Here is a 26,380-nt window from a genome sequence, read left to right as displayed (position 1 = left end):
GAGAGACGAAGATGAAGACACAAATACGAGCCCTGGATGTGGGGCTGACAAGCCAGCGGCTGCTGGCAGTCGCGGTACTCCTCATGGTATGGCAATTGGTGATCTGGAGCGGCTCGCTGCCCTCTATGACTCCGGGGGTACCCGCAATAGCAACAGCCATTGCGAACGCACTCACTTCCACCCTGTTCTGGACGTCGCTGGCGCAGACCATGACCGCTGCCGTCAGCGGCTGGCTGATCGCCGTTAGTGCGGGCACGGTGCTGGGCCTGGTGATCGGCTCAGTCCCAACGCTGGACCGTTCCGCATCCATCCTCATAGACTTCGGCCGGTCCTTCCCCGTCCTCGCACTCATGCCTGTTGTCATCATGGTCCTCGGAGCCACCGCACAGATGGAAATCTGTGTCGTCTCGCTTTCCTGCCTCTGGCCCGTGCTGGTACAGACGATTTACGGAGCACGGCGAATGGACACGGCGGTGGTGGACACCGCGCGGACGTTCCAGATTCCCAGGCTGCTCTGGTTCCGCCGGATCCTGCTTCCCAGCGCCACCCCGTTCATCTCTACCGGTGTCCGGATCTCCGCCTCCATCGCCATCCTGGTGTCGGTGGGTGTCGAAGTGCTCAGCCAGGCGCCGGGCATTGGACGGCAAATCACCCTGGCCCAGCAGGCACAGCGATGGGATCAGGCATTTGCCTACCTTTTCTTCGCCGGCATCGTGGGCTGGGGCATCGCCGGCCTCCTGAATCTGGCCGAAGGCAAGCTCCTCAAGTGGAACAGGCGGACCAATGACTGACACGGCACTGCGCACACCCCCAAGGATGTCTGCGGGCGCGGATGCGCCGAAGACACGGAGTGTACGTCAGCCCGGCGGGATCCGCGAACGTAGCCGTGTCGTCAAGGCGCTCCTGAACGTCCTGCAGAGAACCTGGCTGATCGCCGTGGTCTTCGCCATCTGGTGGACCACTTCCGCCAACAGCACCAACATCTTTATTCCGTCCCTTGAGGACATCCTGCTCAGCCTGCGCCGGGACCTCGCCAACGGAGTCATCGGATCCGGGGCAAGCTACAGCCTGACCAACCTGGGCGCGGGACTCCTGCTGGCAGTAGTGGTGGGCATCGCTGGTGGGCTGGTTCTTGGTGAGACGCGGAGGCTGCGGGAAATTGTTGACCCGGTCATCCACTTTTTCCGTTCGGTGCCGCAGGCCGCACTGGTGCCCCTCATCATCGGCGCGTTCGGCATCGGGCAAGGGCCCAAGATCTACACCATTGCCTTCGCCTGCATGTGGCCTGTGCTGCTGAATACGATCGACGGCGTTCTCAGCGTGGAGCCGACCATCCGGAAGTTTTCCAGGGTCTACCGCATCCCGGCGGGCCTGCATTTCCGCCGTGTGGTACTGCCTGCCGCCCTTCCACAGATCGTTGCCGGCATCCGCGTAGCCCTGCCTATTGGCATCACCGTCATGGTGGTCAGCGAGCTGTTTGCCGCCAACAAGGGCCTGGGCTTTTACATCCTCAATTCATCCGCCACGTTCCAGGTACCCGAAACCTGGGCCGGCGCACTGCTGGTCGGCGTCATCGGTTACATCCTCTCGCTGCTGTTCATCGTCTTCGAACGCAGGATCCTGAGCTGGTACTTCAAATCGGGCGCGAAATGACACCCACGATCCAACATCTGAAAGAAGGAGCCACCATGGCTGTTCAGGCAGTACCCGATCAGGAGCAGGCAGTGACGGCGCCACTGCTCGAAGTCCAAGGACTGACCATGAGCTACGGCTTTGGCGACGCCGAGAACAAGATTCTCGACGACCTCAACCTGGAGGTCAACGACGGCGAGTTCGTTTCGATCGTGGGGCCATCCGGCGTCGGCAAGACGACCCTGCTCCGGGTCCTGTCCGGTCTCATCAGGCCCAAGGGCGGCACGGTGAGCGTTGGCGGGGAGGCCATCAGCGGCCCGCACCGGGACCTTGCCGTAGTGTTCCAGGACTACAGCCGGTCCCTGATGCCGTGGATGACAACGCTGGAAAACGTCGCCTTCCCGCTCCAGGGCCGCGGAATCGGCAAGAAGGAGCGGAACGAAACGGCCGCGAAGAACCTGGCCGCGGTGGGGCTGGCCGGGCAGGGACACAAATATCCCTGGGAGATGTCCGGCGGCATGCAGCAGCGCGTCGCGATCGCCAGGGCGCTGGCCTACAACGCCAAGGTCCTGCTCATGGACGAGCCCTTTGCCTCAGTGGACGCGCAGACCCGGTTTGATCTTGAGGATCTCGTGATCGACCTTCAGTCAAACCTGGGTGTGACCATCATCCTGGTAACCCATGACATCGACGAGGCCCTGTACCTCGCCGACAAGGTCGTCGTGCTCGCGGAAAAGCCCGCCACTGTGGTGGACGTGATCGAGACAGGCTTTGGTGACCACCGCGACCAAGTGGAAACCAAGGCGGATCCGCGCTTCGCGGAGGCACGGGCGCGCATCCTGCACCGCCTCCGCAACCACTGACCAGCCAGTCAGGCAAACCACCTAGCGCCATCGTGCTGCCGGAGCTGCGGTTGCACAAACAAGCCCGCCGGGAACCTCCTTGAGGTTCCCGGCGGGCTTTGCGTTAAGCAGATCAGACCTTTGCAGGAGCCTTGCCGTGCTGTCCCGCGCCATCGTCAATGCCGGACTTCAGGATGGCATTGAGCGTTATTTCGTAGTGTTCCCGGATGAGGCGGGAGGCGCGCTTAGCGTCGCGCTGCAAGGCGGCGGCGAGGATGTCCCGGTGCTCTTGGGCAATATCGCGCTTTGTGAACCGGGTGGCAGTGCCGGCCCAGCGGCCGTACAGCTGGGACAGATCGGACAGGGTGGAGCAAAGATCGATCAGGACGGGCACGCCGCAGGCCTCCAGCAGCTTGGCATGGAACGCCTGGTGGGCGCGGTTCCAGGCTTCCGTCAGCTGCGCGTCGCTGGTGGATTCGCGGTAAGGGGTCCGCTCCAGGGTGTGGTGGGCGGCGATGAGCTCAGATTCCCACGCGAGGTCCCCGCGCTCGATGGCTAGCCCGATACCAAATTCCTCTGATCGGCACCGGAGCTCGTTGATGTCCTTGAGCTCGGAGAGGGAGAGTGTGGGTACGAAGAAGCCCCGGTTCGGTTTGAGAAGCACCAGGCGGTCACCCACCAGCCTGGTGAGGGCCTCACGGATCACGGTGCTGCTGGTCTCGTAGTGCTTTGATAGCACCGAGAGCTGCAGCTTCTCTCCCGGGGCCCACCGGCCGGACAGGATGTCATCGCGCAGGGAATCCCGGATGTGTTTGCTCAGCGTCTCAGAATCGGTACTTTTCGCCATGTGCATTATTGTAGCCGCCCCCAAAGAATATTTTCTTGATTGACTTATGCAAAACAGCTTATAGAATGGAGATAGCTCGCAGGAGAGACCCGGATCACGTCGGTCCTCTGCAGATCCCCCAATCACAAGGAGAACCGCCGTGACCAACTCCAGCACAGCAGCAGCAGCCCAGGGCACAGGGGAGGCGGTGGTGGATGACTTGTACTGGCGTGACCAGTACGAGGCCATCACCGAAGACGATGCCTTCCTCCGCGACATTGTGGAGGGCTCGGACCTGCCGGCCCTCATGGTCGCCCTGGCAGCCGTCACCCGGGACTTCTCGCTGCTGCGCGATGACCTCCGTCCGCCGCAGCCCCCTGCCGAAATCACGGGCATGCCCCATGGCGGCATGAGCGGCGAACAGCAGGTGCAGGCGCGGGAGTTGGCATTCGCGGCACTGAAGCGTGTTCGGGACGAGAAGCTGACCGGCGTCGGGACACTCACGGAGGCGCAAGCGCAGGACATCCTCACCTGGATCACAAATGCAGCCAACCCGGAGTACCACCCGATGCTCATGCATGACATGGCCCTGGTCGAGGGCCACGGCGGCAAGCCGAAGTGGAACTTCCGCGACATCGCTGTTGGCCGGGACTTCAGCGTCGCCGTCATCGGCTCAGGCGTCTCCGGTATGGCGGCCGCCTACCGCCTGAAGCAGGCGGGCGTGCCCTACACAGTGTTCGAGAAGGGCCACAGTGTGGGCGGCACCTGGTGGAAGAACACGTACCCCGGTGTGCGGTTGGATACGCCCAACTACGCCTACAGCTTCTCCTTCGCCCAGCGTGATGACTGGCCACAGCAGTTTTCCCAGGGCCCCGAAATCTTCGAGTACACGCGCCAGGTGGCCGAACGGGGCGGCATCCTGGACAACATCGAATTCAACACCGAGGTCACGTCCGCGGACTACGACGAAACCACCGGCCTCTGGAACGTTGACACCATCGACGCCGGTGGCCGCCCCGCGACGCGCCTGTTCAATGCCGTGATTACCGCCGTCGGGCAGCTTGACCGTCCCAAGTATCCGGACGTCCCGGGCCGTGAATCCTTTGCCGGTATTCAGATGCATTCGGCCGAGTGGGACAACAGCGTGGACGTGACCGGCAAACGGGTAGCCGTGATCGGAACCGGCGCCAGCGCCTACCAGATTGTTCCGGCCATCGTGGACCAGGTCTCCGCGCTGACGGTCTTCCAGCGCAGCTCGCCGTGGATGCTTCCGACGAAGGGCTACTACGACGACATGCCGGATTCGGTCCAGTGGCTGGTCCGGAAGCTCCCGCACTACGGGCAGTGGCTGCGGTTCTGGCAGCACTGGCTGGGCGTGGAGGGCCGCCAGCACACCGCTGTCGCCGAGCCGGGCTGGAACAGGCCGGGCAGCGTCTCTGCCGTGAACGAGAAAGTGCGCCGCGAACTGACCGAGCTGCTGGCCAGCCAGTACCAGGACCGCCCCGACCTGCTGGCCAAGGTCACGCCCAACTACATCGTGGGCGGCAAGCGGATGCTCCGGGACAACGGCGTGTGGGCCGAATCGCTCAAGAAGCCGCAGACCACGCTGGTCACCGAGGGGCTCGACCGTATGGTCCCCGAGGGTATCGTCACCAAGGACGGCGTGCTCCACGAAGTGGACATCATCGTCTACGCCACCGGGTTCCAGGCCTCTGACTTCCTCGAGCCGTTACAGATTACCGGCCGCAAGGGCGCGGACCTGCACGAATACTGGGGCGGCGATGCCAAGGCCTTCGCCGGGATCACGGTTCCCAACTTCCCCAACCTGTTCATGGTCGCCGGTCCCAACACGGGCCATGTGGTGAACGGCAGCCTGTACTCCATGATCGAATACGGTGTCGAATACATCCTCGAGGCCATCCGGATCATCGTCGAAAACGATCTGAAGGGCCTGGACCTCAAGCAGGAAGTGCTGGACGGCTTCATCGAAAAGCTGGATGCCGCCAGTGCCACCAAGGCCTGGGGCCATCCCTCCGTGCAGACCTGGTACAAGAACAGGTTCGGCCGCGTCTCGCAGATCTGGCCCTATAAGGTTGTGGACTTCTGGAACATCACCCGAACCGTGAACCTCGACGACTACAACCAGCTCGCATGAGCCCCCACCTCATCGCCGGGCCGCACGCCTTCTCCGCCGGTGACTCGGTGTACTGGGGAAAGACAGCCGACGGCGTCGTCCACGTTCCCGGGGTCCGCTACGGTGAGCGGCTGGACGCTGCCGACCGGTTCTCGCCGCTCGGCGATCCCTCGCCCGGGAGTGCCCAGGTCGGCCCCACCGTGTTTCCGCAGTCGCCAGGGTCCCTGGACTGGCTCATGGGCCCGGCACTTTCCCGCCTGCCGCAGGACGAGGACTCCTTCTTGCTGGACATCTGGGCACCCGAGGGCGCCCAGGACCTGCCCGTCCTCGTTTTCCTCCCCGGCGGAGCGTTCATCAGCGGCGCGGGAAACGTGGGCTGGTACGACGGCGCACGGCTCGCCACCGAGGGCAACGCCGTAGTGGTCACCCTCAGTTACCGGCTGGGCGCGCTGGCGCTACTGGGCGGATCCGGCGGGCCCCTCAACCTCGGTGCGCAGGACATCCTGCAGGCGCTCAGGTGGGTTTCGGTGAACATCCCCGCGTTCGGGGGAGACCCTGCGGCCGTCACCCTCGCCGGCCATTCGGCCGGGGCCTGGTACGCCTACATCCTTAGCCTCGCCCCCGCCGCGAAGGGACTTTTTAGCCGGACAGCGCTGTTCAGCCTGCCCTGGCAGCCGCCGCTCAGCCCCGCTGCCTATGAAGAACGCCGGGAACTGTTCAACGGTTTTCTCAATGACGCGCTTGCCAACGGCGGGTGCGGGGGCGGGGGACTGGCTGATGCTCCCATTCCCGCCATTCTTGAAGCCCAGGCTGCAGTCGGCAGGGCATATGCGGGGCGCGGACTTGGGCTGGTGCCGGCGGCGGACGGCGGGCTGGTTCCGGAGTGGGCGATGGACTTTCGCCGTGCTGCCTCCGCTCTGCATGTGGAGTCTTTGCTGCTCACCAGTACGGACAACGAGGCTGTAGCTTTCCTGCATGCTGTGCCGGTGCCTGCTGTGGGACCGGAGCAGGTGGCAGACTTCGTGGCCGCACACTTCGAGGAAGCCCGCGAAGTCCTGGACTTCCTCGACTCGCGGCTGCCGGAGGCAACCCCGCACGCCAAGCTCGTGGAGGCCATGAGCCTGCACCAGTTCGGCCTTGCCGCCACGGAACTGGCTGGCCGGGCTAACGCCGCAGGAGTGGAGTCGACGCTGCTGCGGTTCTCGGTTCCCAGCAAGCTTGAAGGGGCCGGAAGCCCGCATTGCTTTGACCTGCCGTTCCTCTTCGGCAACCGGGCGCACTGGCAGGACGCCCCGATGCTCCGCGGCTTTCCCGAGGACAGCTTCGATGAAGTTTCCGACCAGCTGCGGCCGCTGCTGCTCGGCTTTGTGGCTGACGGTCGGCCGCGTTCCTTATCCGGCGAGCCGCTGGGGCGGTTCACGGCGGAGCGCCCGCAGGTGCACACCGTGACCGCCGGCGGGATAGTACCGGGCAGCGTAGAGCCGGAACTCCGTCCGCGCCGTTAGCGCGGCCCTCCTGCGGCTGTAAGGCAGCTCACGGGTGCTTGGCGGACCATTGCCAAAGTTGTGCTGTTTATATAAAATCGAACAGGAATATATTTTCTATCCAAAAATGGTAGTCGGACCGCCAGTGTTGGATCCGGCTAGAAGGAGATCACAGTGACTGCACGCACCGGAGCAGAGTACAAGCGGGGCTTGGACGACGGCCGTGAGGTGTGGCTGGGGTCGGAGCGTATCTCTGTCCTTGACCACCCGGCCTTTAAGGGCTCCGTAGAAGGTATGGCCGGCTACTTCGACTACCAGCACAAGTACGCCGCGGACTGCCTGACCACTCATCCCGAGACCGGCGAAGCCATGAACGTAAGCCTCTCGCTCCCCAGGAACGCGGAGGACATCGCCCGGCGCCACCGCGCCTTCGACCGCCTGGCCCGCTACTCCAACGGCATGCTGGGCCGCACGCCGGACTACGTCAATGTGGTCCTGGCCGGGCACGTGTCCCGCCAGGACATCTTCGACCGCTCCGGGGACCCGGTGTACCACCAGCGCCTGGCGGCGTACCACCGCGAAGTGATCGAAAAGGACCTCGCGCTAACCCATACCATCGTGCACGCCGCGATCGACAAGAGCGTGGGGGAGCTGCAGGGCATGAACGAGGAACTCACCCTGCGCGTCGTGGAGCGGACCCAGGAGGGCCTGATCGTCAGGGGCGCGAAGATGCTCGCCACCCTCGGGCCGATCGCCGATGAGCTGTACGTCTACCCGGCGGTGCCTATCCAAAAGGGCTACGAGGAATACGCCCTTTCCTTCGCCATACCGGTGGCCACCCCGGGCGTCGTCGCCATCTGCCGCGACCACTACGGCGTGGACGCCGATGTTGCTGACAAGCCGTTCTCCGCCCGCTTCGACGAGCAGGACGCCGTCATCATCTTCGACGACGTGCTGGTGCCCTGGAACCGCGTGTTCATCGACGGCAACCTGGACGTCTATAACTCCATCAACGCCGGCACGGCCTCCGGCAACACCCAGCAGCAGACGGCCATCCGCGCCGCCGTGAAGCTGGAGTTCGCCTATGACCTCTGCACGCAGATCGCCAAGGTGACCGGAACCGAGAACAAGCCCGAGGTGGGCGCGATGCTCGGTGAGATCTACACCTACCTCCGCCTCACCCGCGCGGCCATCCACTCCGCGGAACTGCGGGCCTCGGACTGGGGCGGCGGAGCATTCTTCTGCCACGACGACATCAGCTCCCTGCGGGCCATCATGCCCGGCTGGATGATCCGGATCAACGAGATCATCAAGTCCATGGGCTCGCACAACCTGCTGGCAACTCCCACGGGCGGTGCCTTCAGCGATCCCCGGCTGGGCCCGCTGCTGCAGAAGTACCTGCCCGGCGCCAACGGCATCAGCGCCCAGGAACGCGCCCGCATCATGCGCACCGCCTGGGACTTCGCCGGCTCGGCACTGGGCAGCCGGATCGAGCTCTACGAGCGTTTCTACCTGGGCAGCATCGGCCGTGCCCGCGCCCTCGACCACCGCAAGGCCCAGGCAGCCGGGGAAACCGGTGCTTACCAGGCCATGTTCGAGGAAATTGACGGTACCCCTGCAGCGTCGGACAGCGTCACTGCAGGTGACCGGATCGCCGTCGGGGCCGGAAGCTAGGAAATCCCAATGACCGCGGAGACCGCCGAGGCGGCCGGCCTTGAAAACAGCCTGGACAACATGACGGGCACTGTGGCCGGGCATGTTGCGGGCACCGGCTTCGAAAACCTGGACGCCGACAGCGTCGCGCGGGCCAAGGTCCGGATCATCGACGCGCTGGGCAACATCGCCGCGGGCCACCGCGCCCAGGGCAACAACGCCCTCCTGCGCCTGGCACGCCGCTGGGGCGGGGCTCCGGAATCCCGGGTCCTGGTCCACGGCACGAGGCTGCCGGCGCACAACGCGGCGATGGTCAACGCGGTTATGATGCGGTCCTACGACTTCGAGCCGATCGGCGCGGAATACGAGGACCATACGCAGACCGCAGCCCACATCAGCGGGACCACCGTTCCGGTGGCTCTGGCTGTGGCCGAGCAGCAGCGCTCCTCAGGGAGGGAGCTGCTCACCGCATTGATCCTCGGGGACGACCTCACCGCGCGACTGGCTGCGGCGTCGGGCTTTGACGTCTACAGCGGTCAGGACAACACCGGCACTGTCAATGGCCTTGGCGGCACCGCAGTCGCAGCCAAACTGATGGGGCTCGGCTCGCACCAGGTCCGGAACGCGCTGGGCATCGCGGTGAACCAGCTGTCCGGAACCGTGGCCAACATCTTCGACCAGACCCTCGCGTTCAAACTGCCCATGGCCTTCGCCGCCCGCAACGCGATCGTGTCCGCGGAGCTTGCCCAGTCGGGCTTCACCGGGCCGGCGGATGCCATCGGTGGTCCGCACGGGTTCCTGGACATGTACTGTTCATCGCCGGCGCCGGAGAAGGTGACCCGCCGCCTTGGCGAGGCATTCTATGCGGACTGCGTGATCAAGCCGTGGTCCTCGTGCCGCGCCAGCCACCCCTCCCTGGACGCCTGCGTGCGGCTAGCCACGGAAAACAGGTTCAACGAGGACGAGATCGAGGAGGTTGTTATCCACGTGACGCCACGGACTCTGAACGGTTTCGTGGGCCAGCCCTTCGCGATCGGCGAGTGCCCGGAGGTGTCCGGTGCATTCAGCATCCGCTTCACGGCCGCCACGGCCCTGATGTACATGACGGTCCGGCCGGAACACCTCACGCTTGAGCACATGCAGGACCCGCGCCTGCAGCGGCTGCTGGACAAGATCCGGCTGGTTGATTCGCTGCCGCCCGCGGAATCGCTGACCGCCGAGGTGGAGTTGCGGCTCCGGGATGGTTCGGTGCTCAGGGCCAGGACGGACGTGCCCAAGGGGGACATCTACGCCAATCCGATGAGTGAGGCGGAGATCCTGGAGAAGTACTACGCCAACGCCGAGTTTGGCGGCAGGACCCCGCGCAGAAATGCCGAGGAAGCAGTAAAACTCGTCCAGCACCTTGAGGAACTGGACAGCCTGGCACCTCTCATCAGACTCTTCACACCCCATTTTTCAGCAATACATCCCAGGAGGATCAAGTGAATGCACATCAGGTTGTTCCCGCCGCGGAGATCGCCGTAGATCCCGCTGTTTTCCGTCACGTTGTGGGCCACTTCGCGAGCGGCGTCACGGTGATCACCACCGTTGTGGACGGCGCGTTTTACGGCACAACGGCGTCGGCAGTGTCCTCGCTGTCCATGGAGCCGCCCATGATGCTCGCCTGCCTTAACCGCTCCAGCTCCACGCACGACGCCGTGCTGAAGGCGGGAGTCTTCGGTATCAACATTTTGGCCGAGGACCAGAGCGACCTCGCCATGAAGTTCGGACGCAAGGGCGGAGACAAGTTCGACGGCGTCCCTGTCACCCTGTCGCCGGAGGGCGTTCCCATGCTGGACGGCGCCCTTGCCACCATCGTCTGCCGCGTCGCGGAAACCCCCACCGGGGGGACGCACACCGTATTCCTCGGCCAGGTCACGGACGCCGAAGCCAGCACGGGTGAGCCTCTGGCCTACTTCCGCGGTGCATTCGGACGGCTCGAAAGGGTCAAGGAGCTCGCCGCCTACGATGCAGTACGCGACTGGGTCCTGGGGCGTCGCACCCCGCTGCATTCCGCGCTGGATCCGGTGGAGATCGCAGCCCAATCCAAGTCCGATCCGCACAACGTTCACAATGCCCTGGTGAAGCTGACAGCCGAGTCCCTGGTCACCCGGGGGGACAGGGGGGAATTCCTTCCCGCTCCCATCACCCGCCAGTTGACGGACAGTGTCTATGACGGCCGCCTCACGATCGAACTCGGGGTCCTCGCCAGCCACTTCGACAAGTTCTCCGACGAGGACCTGGCAGAGCTGAGCCGCCTCACGGAGGAGCTTGCCGTGCTGCGCCAGGGTGACGAGGAAGCGCTGGACACCTTCCTCAAGACGAACGCGAAGTACCACAACCGGCTCGTGAGCGTGGCAGGCTCCGCCCAGCTCACTGATGCGTTCCGCCGCCTGGGCATCGGCACGGTCTGGCGCGAGGCTCTCAACAGCGAAGAGTGGGCCCGGAAGATGGACCACAGCCACATCGTCGAGCTCACGGCGGCACTGAGGGACCGTGACCACGAGCGGGCGGCCGAGGCTCTCCGCCTGCACACCTCCTTCGGCAAGCAGCTGGCCAGCGACGTCATCGAACGGCACGGCGGCGAGGTCTAAGCAACGGCTTCAAACGGCGACGGCGGGGCCGCACCCAGGGATTCCGATCCCGGTGGGTGCGGCCCCGCCGTCGTTCGAGCCTGTCCCCACTCGGTAGCAGCTCAGCGCTGGAAACGCCCTGCCGCTGGCACTAGTGGGCATGCACACAGCAAAAAGAGCGGGGAGGCCGTTCGGCCTCCCCGCTCCCTTCCCTCGGCCTGTCAGCGTATAGCCGGCACTGCAGCTGCGGCATTCCGCAGGCGGGCCAGCTGCGGCACGTACGCGGCCAGCGCCTCGAACGCCGCCTGCTCGGTGTCGGGAGTGGTGGCTGCTGCGACATAGCGGTCCGGCCGCACCAAGAGGGTCGTACCGCTCCCGGCGACAGCCGCGAACGCGCCGTCGGTGTCGGTGACGGCCGTGACGCCTGTCAGCGCGAGGTGCGTGCCGTCGTCGTTCTCCACTGTGCCCAGCCGCCGGACCTCAAGGGGTGCACGGCGATCGTAGGGGAAGTGCAGCAGTGACCAGCCCGTACCGAGGACGGTGTCCAGCGGGACGGCATCGCTGGTGGACAGCGTGACCTGCGGCTGGGAAAGAGAGCGGCCCACCAGCGCGGCTGCCCATCTGGAACCTGCACTACCCGGGTCCGCCACGCAGCCGTCGGTGAAGTGCGGCTGCTTGAGGAACTTCATACCGGCGAGCCAGCCCTTGGCGGCGGGAACGATGCCGGACGCGCTGATGACGGCGTCACGGATGGCGGTCAGCGCCGGGTTGACGTTCATCACCACGTTGCCGATCCGATGCGAGAGGCGCACCATGTCCACCGCGTGCGGACGCCGCTCCGACTGATAGGTGTCTACAAGGGCCTCGGTGCCGGTGCCCTGGATGTTTGCGGCGACCTTCCAGGCAAGGTTGGCGACATCGCGGATCCCGGCGTTGAGGGCCTGCCCGGCGAACGGAGGCATCATGTGGGCGGCGTCCCCGGCAAGGAGGATGTGCCCCACGCGGTAGTTCAATGCCACGCGCTGGTGGGCCACGTAGACGGCCGCGCGGCGGATGTCCTCAGGCGCAATAGTCTGGAACGGCGCGACGAGCTTGATGATGGCCTCCGAAGACGTCACCGCTGCGGCCTCCTCGCCGGGGAGGAGCATGAACTCGTAGCGGCGGCGGCCGTGGACTCCGGGAACCACGACGACGGGACGTGTCCCGTTGCAGTGGAACTCGGAGAACGGTTCCGGTTCACCCGGAACGTTGATGATGTCCACGACGATCCATTTCTGGACCTGCGTGGAACCTTCCATCGGGATGCCGAGCTGGGAGCGGACCGGGCTGCGGCCGCCGTCGCACGCCACTACCCATTTGGAACGGACGGTGTGCTTGCCGTCCTGGTCGACCAGTACTGTGTCCGTATGCCCAGGGCCATCCGTGATGCGGAACGCTTCGGTGTTGAAGCGGACGTCGATCAGCGGACGGCTCCGGGCGGCCTCGAGCAGCAGTGATTCCATGACGGGCTGGTCGAACTGCGACTTCCCGGGCTGGCCTAGCCGGGGACTGGCCGGGTGGACCTCGGCCAGGAGTTGTTCCTTCCGGCCGAAGTAGCGCGCGCCGGTGTCCATGAGCATCTCCGGCGCGAGCCGGTCCAGAATGCCGATCTGCTGCATGACGCGCAGCGTTTCATCGGTGACGCTGATGGCCCGCGGTTCATCGCATGTACCGGCATGGCGTTCAACGAGCATCACGTGCACGCCCTGGTCCGCCAGCAGGTTCGCCGCAGCCAGGCCAATGGGCCCAGCCCCGATGACCAGTACGTCGGTTTCAATGATATTGTCCATGCCGATCAAAGTTCCGTTCCTAGGATGAGTGCAGTCGGGGCGGCGGGAACAGGGTCCCGGTCAGGACACCAGCTCCACCGTGTTTTTCAGGGTGCCCAGGCCGGTGATTTCCACTTCGACGACGTCCCCCTCGGAGAGCAGGCCGGATGGCTCCATGAACAGGCCCACGCCGCCGGGGGTGCCGGTGACGATCACGTCGCCCGGGGAGAGCTTGGTGAAGCCGGTGACGTAGGCGATCAGCTGCGGAATGGTGAAGTACAGGTCGGCCACGGAGGCCTTCTGCCGGATGTCGCCGTTGACGCGGGTTTCCAGGGTGAGCCCGTTGACGTCGCCCAGGCCGGCGGCAGGCACGAGGTAGGGGCCGAAGCCGCCGGTGCCGGGAAAGTTCTTGCCGGGGATCCACTGGGAGGCGGCAAGCTGCCAGTCACGGACGCTGAGATCGTTGTAGGCGGCGTAGCCGGCGACGTAGTCAAAGGCGTCCTCTTCTGCTACGTGGAACGCTTCCTTGCCGATGACCAGGGCCATTTCACCTTCGTAGTCGAACTTGGTGGTGGTGGCCGGCATAAGGGCCGGTTGCAGGTGGCCCATCTGGGAGTCCGCGAAGCGGGTGAAGATGGTAGGGGCCTTCTGCTCCGTCTTACCGGATTCTTCCTGGTGGCTGCGGTAGTTCACGCCGATGCAGATGATCTTGCCCGGATCAGTGACAGCGGGAAGGAACTCGATGTCCGCCTCTTCGCGGGAAGAGGCGGTTCGGAAGTCCTCACCGACGGTGCCGAAGATGCCTTGCTCGATGGCGGCGCGGAGTGTGAGGGCGACGTTGGTTCCGCTGGGGCCTAGATCGTACGCCCGCCCCTCGGCGATGATGCCCCAAGTGGGCGTGCCGTCGGCGGATAGGAAGCTTGCATAGTTCATCTGTGGTTCCTTTCGCGGCGCCTCAGCGCCCGGGGGAGCGATGCCGTTTCTCTGTGCCGGCGGCCTCACCGATCGAAGAAAAATGTACATCCTGACAGAGGATACATTATCCTGACTTTAGGCATTATTTCTAGTGATGGTTGCCGGTGGTCCGGACATAGACACAGCGTCCCCCGTGCGATCCATCTCAAGAGCTCGTGCCGGAAAACCGAGCCGTTGGACCACGCGTAAAGTCGCCGGTGCGGGCCTCCGGTTCTCTCTAAAAGCTTGATTTCCTAGCCGGCACGGCTGCCGACAGGAACGCAATCCCTCTGCATATGAAACGGGATGAATCAAGAGTCGTGGAAAAGAAGTGCCCACCCCTCGAAGAGCGCGTAGTAAAGGACAGGAACATGGGCGCCAGCAATACATCCCTTCACATCAGCGTTCCCTCTGGCCCTGCGTGTGGCATTCCCCTAGATCACATCGTCATCGCCGCCGTCATCCAATGGCGGGGCCGGATTGCCTTGTTCAGAAGAAGCCGCCGCCCTAGCCACGACAGTGGCCTTTGGCACTGCATCACCGGATTCCTGGAAGCCGGGGCAACGCCGGAACAGCAGGCTCTTGAAGAACTCTTCGAAGAAGCGGGGCTGCAGGCCAAAGACCTCCAGGCGCTCCGTCAAGGACGGGACATCGTGGTCGCCGACGGCTCTGGAACTCCCTGGCTCGTTCACACTTTCACCGTCCTAACATCCCGGAGGCGGCTGAAAATCAATTGGGAGCACGACTCGTACCGGTGGACGGATCCGCGCAAGGCCAAAAGATTTACTAACCGCGTGACCTGGCTAGACAGCGTGCTCGATGCAACCGGTCACGGTACGGCAACAGTCCCGGCCCCTGAAGCGCGGCTCAGCTCATAAGCTCGAAGCTAGACCAGGCAGTGCGTCCATGAACGTCAGGACCACGGTCGGCGCACCCTCCCGCCGGGCTCGAATCAGCGGCGTCGTCCGCAATAGGCAGGGCCCCTTTGTGCGAATCCGTTGTGGTCGGCGTGCGTCCATTGGCATGGGCATGTCGGCGGCAAAATGTTCCTGCGATGACCGGTCCGGCTGCTGAGCTGCACCCGGAACTGACGCTCCTGTGAGCACCTCACGATCCACCGGTTGGCCCAAGACCGTAGGCCCGCCGGCTGAATCCGATAGTGAAGATCATTTGCAACCTGAGTCGTCCCGGCAGCCAACACTAGGCCTTTCTGACCTCCTTCTGTCGTCTCGAGAACTTTGCCCTGAAGTTTGCCCCTTTTCTGTGTGGACAGACCCTGAGCTCCCGTTGTTTCCCACCCCGCGGCTTTCCCCCTACGCCGGGCCTTGGCCGAGGCGGTGCGCCCAGCCGTGGCTAAGATGGCGAGGCTTCGTGAGGTGGCGCGGAATGAATGAAGCGCAGCAGTCCGGATTTCTCGCGATACCAGGGCTTCGGCACTTCCGGGGCGGTGCATCGCTGTGGACGGAAAAGAGGGTGTGGACAGTGTCCACACCCGGGGCTTCGGGTTCGGTTGTATCGGCGTCGGACTTGGCCGGAGGTTTTCGGGGGAGTGGTGGACTCTCTGGGGAGACGGCTGGTGCGAGTCCCACCTCGGGCACGTGTTTTCCCAGTTCAGGGGCTTGTTTGCCACTGAGTGTGCACATTTGTTCACTTGGGGCCCCTTCGGGGCCTTTTTCATTGCTGGCCGGTGGTGTGCCGGTGGCTTCCTTGTCGCCAGTTCATGGGCGTTCATGGCTCGACCAACATGAACTGTGAGATATTCGGTGCAAGTTTCTTTGGTGCGTGGCTGGGTGTTCACTAGGTTCCTCCTTACGGCTGTTGGTGCCTGATCTGCTTATCCATGGTGGGTGCGGGGGAGGGCGGCATGTCTAGTGTTCGACCGGTAGGGATCGGTGTCGCCGGACGCCCGCAGGCTGTCCGATACTGCCCGACGAGGCAGCGTTGCCCTAGGTTGTCCCATGATGCTCACCGCCCTTCTTCCATGGATCGAGGGTTTTTCCGTCGATAGCTGTTCATGGCTGCCGCCGGAGTCGACTACATGACGCTGTGGATTGTTTGCCGCAGTGTCCCGAAGCGGGGTACATCTGCCTGGCTGGTCTCTCATGTCTGTTCATTGCCAGCCTGTTGGGTCACTGCATGACGGAATGATGACCCGCCGAACTATCCTTAGCGGATAAGAACCTGTACGTCAGGCTGCCGTGCGGCTCTGTCTTCTGAGGTGACAGGCCTGAAGACGTCCGAAAGCCTCGCCGGCCAGCAGGGCCGCTGTTGACCAACCTGTCCAGACATCTCTGCGAGACGCACTGTCAATGGCCGTTGGTTTCTGCCCATAGGCGGCCAGCTGATGTGCCCGCGCTGGCTTCGGGTGATGATCCACGTCGTCACCCGCTGGGCGGGCGGCGTGGAAATCGGTTGTCCTGCCCGGATCAGACTAGAGTCTTCCGTCTCACGGCATCCGGCAATGTTGGTCGCCTATTCCCAAGGCTGGTGGGTGAGGTGGAACGCTGCGTCATCGCCCAAGACTGCCTTTCCCGCGAGCGGCAGCGGCAGCAAGGGGATACTCTCATCTCCGGCGGGGTGCTGAAATTGCTGTTTTTCGGCGATGCGTCCCAAAAGTTCGCTGTTCCATTCCCACCTGATGGCTGGCTGGTCAAGCTCAGTATTAGTCGTGTCGTCGGAGAAGTGGACGTCCACCAAGAGTGTGTCCTGCCAATCTCCCACCTGTTCCAAATGATCGTTGAACCGGAATATGCCCTGCTCTTCATCCAGAGATGTGACCTTCACGTCCACGGCAAACCTGCACTTGTCGCGGCCCTCAGTCAGCAGAAACACCGAGACGAGTGGTATGGGAGCATCAGGAGAAGCCCTTTTCTCAGCTTCGGCGTTAAGATCAACCGGGCAGAAGTGCGCAGCGGTCTGCTCGTGAATCACGACCGACTCGCCCCGGATGAGTACCCGTACATCAGCCTGCCAAGCGCGGCCTTCGAGTTGCTCGGCATTCAGTCCGCTGAGGTCCAATTGGAGCTTCAAGCCGCCGAAAAGGAACCGGCGGATATTCTGGTACGCCTCTTCCGAGTTTACTTCCCCCCATCGTCCACTGTGGGAACGGTGAATGTATGCCCTTGCGGAATCCTTGACGTAGGCGTTCCGTATCGCGACTAGCCCGTCGCTCTTCGGGCCCATCACAGACCTGGCCAGGCCTGCAGCAACCTCATAGTCGTTGGCATTTGTTCCGACAATGGAGAGCACACGTTTCACGTCGAAATTGACCATTTTCCGCGGGTCCCATTCTTCGGATTGGTTGTCGTTGTCGTTCCGGCCATCCTGGCCCGGTTCAGGCAAAAGGTACTCACGCATTCGGTCGGGGCTGAATATCTTTGAGCCGAAAGGTCCGAAGTTGGCAAGGAGCCACGGACCCAGGAGACCTAGAACAACGGGATCGATTCCCCCGTGCGGTGTCCCGATCGTGACCAGTTTCGCGACCAGTTCATTCGCTTCGCCTTGCAGTACGGCCTGTATCGCCGCCCGGCAGATGAGACCTCCCATAGAGTGGGCCACAAGGTATACAGGGCTTTGGGTTTTCTGATGAATCAGCCTTATGAGATCTGCCAGTTTACGTGCCGCATCCCTTACGTCGTACGGGATGGTCCTGTTGGCGAAGGTGTCGGCGCTCGGATCATAGAATCGGTAGATCCATATAGTGTTTGAGGGGATCGCAGATGAATTGCGGAGCGTCTCTTCTTGGCTGCCTCGAATTTTCAGTTCGTAGCCGTGGTCCCTTATCAGCCCGAGCAGTGGTCCCTCGAACTGGTAGAAGGCGACTTTCCCGTCAAGACCGGTTCGCACGTGCGTCGAGCCCTCATTGAAACCATAGAAGGGATCGTCGGCAGCATTGTTTATCGCAGATTGCCTGGCAGCATAACCCCTGACGTAAATGATTGGGTATTTCCTTTGCACGTCCCGACTTCCTCTCTACAGATGTAGGGTCACCAAGATCTCTCTGCTGCAACGCTTTAGCAGGCGGTTTGCCTCGTCTTAATCGAGGCCGTTTCCGACCTTGGAGAGTGTCCCAGCACCCCAACAGATACAGCAGCGGACTTGCGGCAGAGGATGGTGAGCAGACGACGAAGTACCGGTTTGATTTCTTGCTATTGTGACCATTTAATCGTCGAACCTTTCGCGGGGGCTAGCCAAAGTTTCCAACATCCTCTGCAGGATCTCTTACCCAGCAATGCTTCCGGTTGGACACCCCCGACGTCACACCCGGGCGGCGCCAATATGGACTTCATACGGGGGAACCACTTCGGTCCTGGGAGAGGCGGCTGCTCCCCCCGGACCTCCAAGGGCCCGACAACGATTCGGCCGACCTCTGGATCAGTACGTGCAGCGGGTCATCGGCGATGCCCAGGCCGTCTTATATGTTTTCGGCGAGCGCTTCGGACCGGAGCCAGGCATCCGCGACAAGGTGTTCGGCTTCGACCCCGGCAATGGCGTGGCTTACCGACAATGCCACTGGACATGCTTTGGACAGTGCTGAACCTGGACCCCTCCCGGGTAACCTCCAACCAGTCCCGGCCGGTCAACTCGCCCCTGGAACGACGTTGATGGTTCCGATTTCGAATGGCGCCAGGCTGGGAAACGATGGAGTCAGATTACGCTCCTTGATGCCGATGGGCTCAAAGTACATGGGGTCTCCTACACCAAGGGCCAGGCCAGCCAGGACGGCTGGACGGTTGTCTCTTAATACCAGACGCTTTACATTCGAATATTCCGGGCCGGTGTGTCTGTGGTGCCCGTCCATCCACTGGCTTGTGCTGTCATAGGCCCAGGCCCCAGCTTTAGTGACTGCTGGGGTTCTTAGGTGAACAGACGAAGAATTGCCGCTGCTCCACTTGTGCGAGCGGCACGATGAGCCATCGGCCGCCGTAGAACTCGACGTACGAGTCTGGGGTGCACCTCGCGAAGGCTTCTTCGCGTGTCATTGTCTGTCCTCTCTTAGTTCTGACTAGGGCCAACCGGGTTCGCCGGGGGTCTACGGCATTCCAGTGCCGATGAGTTCCGGAAAAACATCACGTGTACCTTATGCCTCCGAGAATGGAAGTGCGCTCCTTTGGAAACGCCTTTATCGGTCGCGAGGATTTCGGGGCGGAGTATACAGAACACCAGGCTCCTTATCAGTTCTTGCAACCACGCTTTATGTTGCATCCGATCAGTACGCGACCGCTTCCGTGCTGGCACTGTATAAGCGCCTGCATTGACTACGGGCCCCGATAGCGCCCGAATGACGTAATAGCCGAGCCATATGTGGTGAAAGCAGGCCCTCATAGCTGTGGTTAACCTGCGGGCATTCCATTTCGCTAGCGTCCCGGGTGGAGTCCGGACCATAATGCCCGAGTGAAGCATGATCCAGTAGTAGGTGTTCTACGTCCGACGGAGGCCGGTCAAAGAGCGCGCCCGGCATTGGCACGGTGCGGATCTTTGACTTAGCTGGAAAATGAACCACGACGGCGGGTGGTCGGCATCGCATGCCGGTCTCCCGCCGTCGTTGTTCCCTACGAAACGACCGGTCAGTGGAAATCAGTGTTAGCACGGATGTGCGGAACGGGTGCCCGGATCAACCATGGATACATCGGAACGCACGGAAGAACTTCGGCGGATCCGAAGCCCCTGTCGGGCAGACCACCTCCCCAAACCGCACCTTTCACCCAGGAGTACACCCTTGTTCAATGGATCCCCTTCCAAGAAGTCCCGCCCCTTGGCCCGCAAGCTGGCCACGATCGCCGCACTCGGGTTGGGCATGGTCGCGGCACCGTTCGCCCTGGCCGCTCCGGCGCAGGCGACCGGCACCAACTACAGTTGCTCGGTCACCCCGCTGAAGCCGGTTTTCGCTGGGTTCAGTTCCTCGGGCGTGAAACTGGTGGACTACCAGATTAGGGTCTACTGCAACACTGACCGGTACATCAACATCACTCAGCAGCGCTGGGAAGAAGACGACTGGCCCAATAGTGATGACTACCTCGGAACGTCCTCCTTCACTCGGCACCTGAACCAGTACAGCGGCACCGTGACCATCCATAACGTCCGCACCCTGGTGGACGGCGAGATCGGCAACGAGGAGGTGTACCAGCGGGTTTCCTACCAGGAAGGCAGTAACGGAGTGTGGTCCCAGTACACCGGCTGGTACTCCAGCCCCGTCACCTCAATGTCGAACTAGGTCCATCAAGTAGAGCCGCTGCCACGGCTTCTCCAAAGGCCCAAGGTCCGGAAACTTCATCCGGGCCTTGGGCCTCTTTAAGGTGGCGGCTTTAAGGTGGCGGCGAAACTTGGCTTCGATAGGACTATCCCGTCGGCAGGCTCAACCATTCGACGTCTAAACACCGCCCAGGAGATCACCCGCGGGGCATCAAATTCATCGATTCCTGCCACCTAAGATCGCCACGGTATCAGCCGTGTCTTTGAGTCCCGCCGCGGTGCCGCGGCGGTGGCGGCGCCGGTTTATGCTGCGGGTACAGGGTCGCGGGGTATCTTGGTAGAGGACTGGTCCTCGCATATCACGGGCCATATCAGGGCTGATGCGCCCTGCCCAACGAAAATTCGTCGAGAGTACCAAATCGGTGGCTTCCGGAAACAATTGCCGGCTCGGTACGACTCTGTCAATTGTTCGCCACACCCTCGCGACGGGAGGTTGCCAATCGTATCTTCTTTGTTCAGGTCGACCCGCCAGGGAGACGAATTCCTCACGGAATTTTCTTGTGAGTCAATGCATCCTCCTCTGGCATCACTTGATACGGGGGCGTAGCCTCAGTTGAACAATGAAGGCCGGAACTGGCCGGTGGACAACTGGCCGCTTCATGACGGAGTAGTCGCGCAACTGAAGAAATCCCATGAAGGAGCCGGGATGGCTGGATGGAATGCTGACACGGCGGCCGGGCCTCTGGGCGCCGGTACCCTCACCTTGGTCGAAGGCTCATCCTTTTGTATTTCCGCGGCGAACGGCGATCTTCAGTCGGAGCAACCGCACGGGGTTTTCTTCGAAGACACCCGCGTCCTGTCGCGATGGGTCCTAACGGTTAATGGTGAGCCCTTGGAACCCCTGGCTGCCAAGACAAAGGAGCCATACCGTGTCCTCATCGTCGGGCGCGTTCGCGGCTCCGGCGGGTTAACCGACAGCCCGTTGATCGTCGAACGAATTCGCGAGCTAGGTGCGGGCATTTCCGAACAGATCACCGTCCGAAACTATTCAGCTGCTCCTGCCGACTGCATGGTCACCCTCCAAGTCGACGTCGACTTCGCGGACATTTTCGAGGTGAAGGAAGCTCGCATCCAGCGGTGTTGGGAGAAGCTCTTGGAGGCAGCTGGCGAGTCCCTGACCATCCGAGCGTTCTGTCAAGACGTTCGGAAGGCCATCGAGGTCCGGGCACCCGGAGCAGACATCACGCCGGAAGCCATTAGTTACCGAGTGACAGTACCCCCGCACGGACATTGGACCACGGTCCTGACCGTGACACCCATATTGGAGCCAGCTGGGTCCCCAATTGTTTTTGCCCATACTAATGGGGACGGCGACTCCCCCCAGGACCGGCGCCGGCGGGAATGGGTCTCGAAGATTCCCATTTTACACATGGGTAACTACTCACTCGCACGGACCCTCCGGCGCAGCTACGACGATTTGGGGGCACTTCGGATTGAGGATCCCGCCCATCCGGAGCGGAATGTCGTAGCTGCTGGCGCGCCATGGTTCATGGCGCTATTCGGCCGGGATTCCCTGTGGGCTTCCATCATGGCACTGCCGGTAGACCCGTCTTTGGCCATCGGGACCATCCAGACGCTTGCCGACCGTCAGGGCAGCGCAGTGAATCCGAGGACCGAGGAAGAGCCAGGAAAGATCTTGCACGAGGTCAGACTCGATGTCTCCAGCGGCTTGGCGTTGGGTGGAAAATCGGTCTACTACGGAAGCGTTGACGCTACGCCGCTGTTCGTGGCTCTACTCGGTGAAGTCAGCCGCTGGGGCTTCGCCTCAGAAACCATCGCGGCCTTGATGCCCCACGTGGATCGGGCACTGGAATGGATTCGTAATTATGGCGACAAAGACGGGGACGGTTTCGTAGAGTACGAGAGGCTCAACGACCAAGGACTGATCAACCAGGGTTGGAAGGACTCGTGGGATGGGATCAATTTCGCGGACGGCACCTTGGCCGAGCCACCAACCGCCCTCTGTGAGGTCCAAGCATATGTCTATAGCGCCTACCTTGCGCGATCATGGCTGGCTTGCGACGCCGGCGACATGGATTTGGCCGGCAAGTACCGGGACCGTGCATCATGGCTTAAGAGGCAGTTTAACGAACAATTCTGGCTGCCCGACCGTGGCTATTATGCCATCGCCTTGGATGCCAAGAAGAGACCCGTCGATGCCTGTGCTTCCAACATGGGCCACTGCCTGTTGTTCGGACTTATCGACGAAGACAAGGCGCCGCTGGTGGTTGAACGGCTGATGTCCCCTGAGATGTTTAGCGGGTGGGGAGTGCGGACTTTGGCAAGCAATATGGGCGCTTACAACCCTGTGAGCTACCATAATGGATCGGTGTGGCCACACGACAATGCAATCATCGTGGCCGGGCTGCTGCGTTACGGCTTCAACGTGGAAGCGCAACGGATTGCGTCGGCCCTGTTGGAAGCTGCCGAGTACTCCGAGGGACGGTTGCCCGAATTATTCTGCGGCTTCAGCCGGGAGCAGTTCGACGAACCCGTGCCCTATCCGACGGCGTGCTCGCCGCAGGCCTGGGCTGCCACCTCGCCCATTATGCTCGTCAAGAGTTTGATGGGCTACTACGCGGATGTTGGGCTTGGCGGACTTTGGATGAATCCTCTCCTCCCGGAGTCCTTCGGAGACGTGCACATTTCCAATGCTCCTATGGCCAACGGTCGGATCACCATCGACGTCTCCGGCTCCACCGCTACCGTCCGGGGGTTGCCCGATGGCATGGTGTTACAGCACGGATACCGCCCGTGGGCGGCTGACCTTGTGGAACAGGCCAGAAAGCGTGAAAGGGCATAGACGGACCGACGCCGGGGCTCATCGTCGGGCAATTTGTCCCTGCTCGAGTGACTCAAGAAAATACGAGACGTATCGCTACATCTTTTACTGCACGAATCAACCCTGCACTGTTAGCAACATGCAATGCGTCGATGCGATGCTTGATAATTCAGTCGAGTGCCCGTCGGTACATGTACTTAGGTGACCCCTCATGGGACTCTCTGTCGCGATCCCCCGTAAGGTGTCCGCGGGTAGAGACATAACTAAAAAATTTGTCCGTATACCAAGATTCAAGCGCTCGTTCGGCGGAGAGACTGCCTCGGAAAGACAAGGACGATGCTGGCATCCCAATGGTCGTCTTTCGGGCGTCGGGGGACGTCCGCTCCAGCCCAAGCATGGAGGGGGATCTAAATGACATACCAGATCCTGAGCAGGGATGATCATTTCCTTTATGCGGGCAGACCGAAGCGCATTCTTGCACTTGACGGTGGCGGCTTGCGTGGCATTTTGAGCCTTGGCATCTTGGAAAAAATTGAGGACTTGCTGCGAGAACGGCATGCTTGCGATGAGGGCTTCCGTCTTTGCCACTACTTTGACCTGATTGCAGGAACGTCAACTGGGGCAATCATCGCCGGGGCTCTCGCCCAAGGCCGAAGCGTCGGCGAGGTCAGGGAAAAGTATTTCAGTCTCGGGCGGCGGGTCTTTAAACGGAGTCCCTTGCGTCAGGTTTCTTTAGGGGCCAGGTACGACGGGGAGGCTCTGGTTTCAGAACTCAAGGATCTCTTCGGTGAGGACACCACACTGGGTGGCCAAGAGTTACTCACTGGGCTGCTGGTCGTCATCAAACGTCTGGATAGCGGTAGCCCCTGGCCGGTGAGCAACAACCCGCGGGGCCGGTATTTCACTGCCGGGGCCAACGGCAGAATGGGCAACGGAGATTATCCTCTGTGGCAGGTTGTGCGGGCCTCCACGGCTGCGCCGTACTATTTTGCACCAGAATCCATCAGCATCGGAGGCGGTCCTAGTGGGACCCATGTGATGGGCAATTTCGTTGATGGCGGCGTAAGCCCGTTTAACAACCCGGCTCTGCAGGCTTTAATGTATGCCACTTTGGAAGGCTACCGGGTGGGTTGGGCGACCGGCGCGGAGAAACTGCTGCTTGTATCGGTTGGTACGGGAGCAACTGATCCCGCTGTCGGTAAAGCAAGACTGGCAGCAAGCCACGCCGTACGGGCGCTGATGTCAGTGTTGCAGGACTGTGCAGTGATGCAGGAGACAGTGTTGCAGTGGATGTCCGCGAGCCCGACTGCGAGAACAATCGACCGCGAACTGGGGGACTTGGCCGGCGATCTTCTTAGCGGTGCCCCCCTGTTGAGCTACCTGCGCTATAACGTGGACCTGCGCCCGGAGGGCGTCCACGCCCTGGACAGAACCCCTAACGCAATGGATGCGACGTCTTCGCTCAGTGCCATGGATGCCCCGGGGAACATGGAAGTACTCTATCGGCTGGGTGGGCTGGCCGCATCACGGGATGTGCGGGCCACCGATTTTGGCACAGTGTTTGACTTGCCACCTGCGGACGGCTCGCAAGTGGCGCGGTGAACAGCAGTGCAAACCTGGGGACTGGCTGGTGGACGACGTCTGCGACATCCACGCCGTGGATGCGGACGTCTTCCGTGCAACCTACCGACGGATTCATCGAGCGCTTACGTGAAGGCGAGGCCGGTTTGGGCTGAGGTTGCCCGGACAGCCGCAGTCGCGCACCTGGGCATCCAATGAACCGGGTTGGCCGAACGACAGTGGCCACAGCAGTGGTAGCACGGACGCGCGTAGGCTATGCGCAGCCGCAGACTGGAAGCCCCGGTTCCAAGAGAAGAGGAATTCCGGTACTGAAGCCCCCGTAAGCAGCGCGACCACTCGAACAAATGGCATCGTGTGCTTACGGAAGTCGTATTCGGCGGCTGTGCAAAACGACAACCATTCAAACCCCCTGATGAGGAGCAACGCTGTGCTCATAACAACAGCAGTGAAGTCGCACCGATCATTGTGGTCGAAGACCGCGGGTCGTCTCGCCAGGTTGATCCCGTGACGCCGTCCCTCCGCATAGAACCGCTGGTCCTGCCGTCCTCGACCGACTCGCCGGAGGCCAAAGATTTTGTGGAGTTCAGCGAACTCAGCGATGCCTTGATACTGGAAACGTGGGGGAACCTTGACCTTGCTGCTCCCCGGGAAGCACGCCTTGAATCATGGCGGGACGACGACTACAAGCAGCTGCAGTTCTACTTCGTCCGCGTCGACGGGCGCATGGTGGCCAGGTCGAGTATCGGCCTGCCGCAGGCGGAGAACCTCCACGCTGCGCTGGTCCGGGTTGACGTATTGAATGAGTTCGCGGGTAGCAATATCGGGCAGATGCTGCTTCTTCATGTCGAGGAAATCGCGGCGCGTCTCGGCCGCACAACACTTCAGAGTTACACCGAACATGCCGCCAGCTTTGATCCCCACGGACCGGGCACCCTGAAGCCGGCAACAGGCGTGGGTGGCGTACCCGCCGATTCCCGTGGGGTGAAGTTCGCACTGGCTGCCGCGATTACACCCTGGAACAGGTCACCCAATTCAGCGCCCTGGATCTTCCCGTGCCGTATGGAGTTGGACGCTTTGGAACGGAAGGCACGCCCCATCGCCGGGAACCGCTATGACCTCCTCGCCTGGACGGACCGCTGCCCGGACGAATACGTCGACCAGTTGGCGGTGGTCATGTCCCGGATGAGTACCGACACCCCGGCAGCGGAGCTCCACTTCGACCCGCAGGTTTGGGACGCCGCACGCGTCCGGCACCTTGAGGATGAGTGGAAGCAGTCCGGCCTGGAGTCGTTAGTCTCCGTGGCACGGCACCAGCCGAGTGGCGAGCTGGCCGCATACTCGGTCCTGCAGCACTCCGGGTCAAAGCCCTGGGTCGCAGTGCAGGAGGATACGCTGGTTGCCGGGCCCCACCGCGGCAACCGTCTCGGCGTGCTGGTAAAGATTCTGAATCTGCGGCGACTGGAGGCTGAACGTCCGTCGGTGGAACGGATCCTGACGTTCAATGCGGCTGAGAACGAACATGTGCTGGCCATTAACGTCGCGCTGGGGTTCCGGCCCGCCGGGTACAGCGGCGAGTGGCAGCACCGCGGGTAACGGGCTTGTAATGGCAGTGGATTACCGGGTGGACTCAGACGCGTAGTCGAGTGGCAGAAACGGGTGCAACGCCCGACGCTTCTGACTCTCTCGACGCAGTTTCAGTGGCACGCTTCTTGGTCGGATGCGTTAGCCCGGGGTTTTCATGGGGAGCCCCTGGTTGTGCGTGTTTAAACAGGGAAAGGGTGCTCTGAGCTGGGAAAATAGTGGTTGTCGAGACCGTTATT

The 26,380-nt window shown here is 62.3% G+C and carries 17 protein-coding genes; 13 read left to right on the top strand and 4 right to left on the bottom strand.

Features of this window, described 5'->3' with window-relative positions:
* Positions 1–11 precede the first annotated feature (11 nt).
* From ABIE00_RS12785 to ABIE00_RS12775, 3 genes are read left to right on the top strand one after another with little or no spacing between them, the layout of a single operon-like run.
* Complete coding sequence (locus tag ABIE00_RS12785; RefSeq protein ID WP_354260755.1) at positions 12–791, top strand: ABC transporter permease; 780 nt, start codon at positions 12–14, stop codon at positions 789–791.
* On the top strand, positions 784–1,653 hold the full coding sequence (locus ABIE00_RS12780) for an ABC transporter permease (protein ID WP_354260753.1): 870 nt from the start codon (positions 784–786) through the stop codon (positions 1,651–1,653). Before ABIE00_RS12785 ends, ABIE00_RS12780 begins: the two co-directional genes overlap by 8 nt.
* A gap of 35 nt (positions 1,654–1,688) precedes the next feature.
* Complete coding sequence (locus tag ABIE00_RS12775) at positions 1,689–2,495, top strand: ABC transporter ATP-binding protein (RefSeq protein ID WP_354260751.1); 807 nt, start codon at positions 1,689–1,691, stop codon at positions 2,493–2,495.
* A gap of 112 nt (positions 2,496–2,607) precedes the next feature.
* On the opposite strand, the gene ABIE00_RS12770 is transcribed toward ABIE00_RS12775, so the two are convergent.
* The gene (locus tag ABIE00_RS12770) at positions 2,608–3,321 is read right to left on the bottom strand and encodes a GntR family transcriptional regulator (RefSeq protein ID WP_354260749.1); all 714 of its coding nucleotides are present in this window, start codon (positions 3,319–3,321) and stop codon (positions 2,608–2,610) included.
* Positions 3,322–3,460: 139 nt separating this feature from the next.
* Between ABIE00_RS12770 and ABIE00_RS12765 the strand changes: the two genes are divergently transcribed.
* The 5 genes from ABIE00_RS12765 to ABIE00_RS12745 all read left to right on the top strand — a co-directional run bounded on the left by ABIE00_RS12765 (position 3,461) and on the right by ABIE00_RS12745 (position 11,204).
* Positions 3,461–5,455, top strand: a complete 1,995-nt coding sequence (locus ABIE00_RS12765) for a flavin-containing monooxygenase (RefSeq protein ID WP_354260747.1) — start codon at positions 3,461–3,463, stop codon at positions 5,453–5,455.
* On the top strand, positions 5,452–6,939 hold the full coding sequence (locus ABIE00_RS12760; protein WP_354260745.1) for a carboxylesterase family protein: 1,488 nt from the start codon (positions 5,452–5,454) through the stop codon (positions 6,937–6,939). Before ABIE00_RS12765 ends, ABIE00_RS12760 begins: the two co-directional genes overlap by 4 nt.
* A gap of 153 nt (positions 6,940–7,092) precedes the next feature.
* The gene (locus tag ABIE00_RS12755) at positions 7,093–8,592 is read left to right on the top strand and encodes a 4-hydroxyphenylacetate 3-hydroxylase N-terminal domain-containing protein (RefSeq protein WP_354260743.1); all 1,500 of its coding nucleotides are present in this window, start codon (positions 7,093–7,095) and stop codon (positions 8,590–8,592) included.
* A 9-nt stretch (positions 8,593–8,601) separates the two neighbouring features.
* Positions 8,602–10,056: an MmgE/PrpD family protein gene (locus tag ABIE00_RS12750; protein WP_354260741.1), complete on the top strand. Its 1,455-nt coding sequence runs from the start codon at positions 8,602–8,604 to the stop codon at positions 10,054–10,056.
* Entirely contained in the window at positions 10,053–11,204 is a 1,152-nt protein-coding gene (locus tag ABIE00_RS12745; protein ID WP_354260739.1) for a flavin reductase, read from the top strand. The genes ABIE00_RS12750 and ABIE00_RS12745 overlap by 4 nt, the downstream gene beginning before the upstream one ends.
* Before the next feature lie 200 nt (positions 11,205–11,404).
* On the opposite strand, the gene ABIE00_RS12740 is transcribed toward ABIE00_RS12745, so the two are convergent.
* Together ABIE00_RS12740 and ABIE00_RS12735 are read right to left on the bottom strand one after the other, a co-directional pair.
* Complete coding sequence (locus ABIE00_RS12740) at positions 11,405–13,012, bottom strand: FAD-dependent monooxygenase (RefSeq protein WP_354260737.1); 1,608 nt, start codon at positions 13,010–13,012, stop codon at positions 11,405–11,407.
* 60 nt (positions 13,013–13,072) lie between these two features.
* Positions 13,073–13,924 carry a fumarylacetoacetate hydrolase family protein gene (locus ABIE00_RS12735; protein ID WP_354260735.1) on the bottom strand — a complete coding sequence of 284 codons (852 nt, stop codon included), beginning with the start codon at positions 13,922–13,924 and terminating at the stop codon, positions 13,073–13,075.
* A gap of 392 nt (positions 13,925–14,316) precedes the next feature.
* Between ABIE00_RS12735 and ABIE00_RS12730 the strand changes: the two genes are divergently transcribed.
* Positions 14,317–14,823, top strand: a complete 507-nt coding sequence (locus ABIE00_RS12730; protein ID WP_354260733.1) for an NUDIX domain-containing protein — start codon at positions 14,317–14,319, stop codon at positions 14,821–14,823.
* A 1,594-nt stretch (positions 14,824–16,417) separates the two neighbouring features.
* Here the strand turns inward: ABIE00_RS12730 and ABIE00_RS12725 are convergent.
* Positions 16,418–17,902, bottom strand: coding sequence for an esterase/lipase family protein (locus ABIE00_RS12725; RefSeq protein WP_354260731.1), 1,485 nt, complete (start codon positions 17,900–17,902; stop codon positions 16,418–16,420).
* Between the two features lie 1,762 nt (positions 17,903–19,664).
* Between ABIE00_RS12725 and ABIE00_RS12720 the strand changes: the two genes are divergently transcribed.
* The 4 genes from ABIE00_RS12720 (at position 19,665) to ABIE00_RS12705 (ending at position 26,153) form a co-directional block, all read left to right on the top strand.
* Positions 19,665–20,159: a hypothetical protein gene (locus ABIE00_RS12720; protein WP_354260729.1), complete on the top strand. Its 495-nt coding sequence runs from the start codon at positions 19,665–19,667 to the stop codon at positions 20,157–20,159.
* Positions 20,160–20,843: 684 nt separating this feature from the next.
* Entirely contained in the window at positions 20,844–23,000 is a 2,157-nt protein-coding gene (locus tag ABIE00_RS12715; RefSeq protein WP_354260727.1) for an amylo-alpha-1,6-glucosidase, read from the top strand.
* Between the two features lie 390 nt (positions 23,001–23,390).
* Positions 23,391–24,581 carry a patatin-like phospholipase family protein gene (locus ABIE00_RS12710; RefSeq protein ID WP_354260725.1) on the top strand — a complete coding sequence of 397 codons (1,191 nt, stop codon included), beginning with the start codon at positions 23,391–23,393 and terminating at the stop codon, positions 24,579–24,581.
* A 483-nt stretch (positions 24,582–25,064) separates the two neighbouring features.
* Complete coding sequence (locus tag ABIE00_RS12705) at positions 25,065–26,153, top strand: GNAT family N-acetyltransferase (protein WP_354260723.1); 1,089 nt, start codon at positions 25,065–25,067, stop codon at positions 26,151–26,153.
* Positions 26,154–26,380: the final 227 nt, after the last annotated feature.

This window comes from Arthrobacter sp. OAP107 (assembly GCF_040546765.1).
In the GTDB taxonomy this organism is placed as follows: domain Bacteria; phylum Actinomycetota; class Actinomycetes; order Actinomycetales; family Micrococcaceae; genus Arthrobacter.
This window is presented reverse-complemented; position numbering and strand designations above follow the sequence as displayed.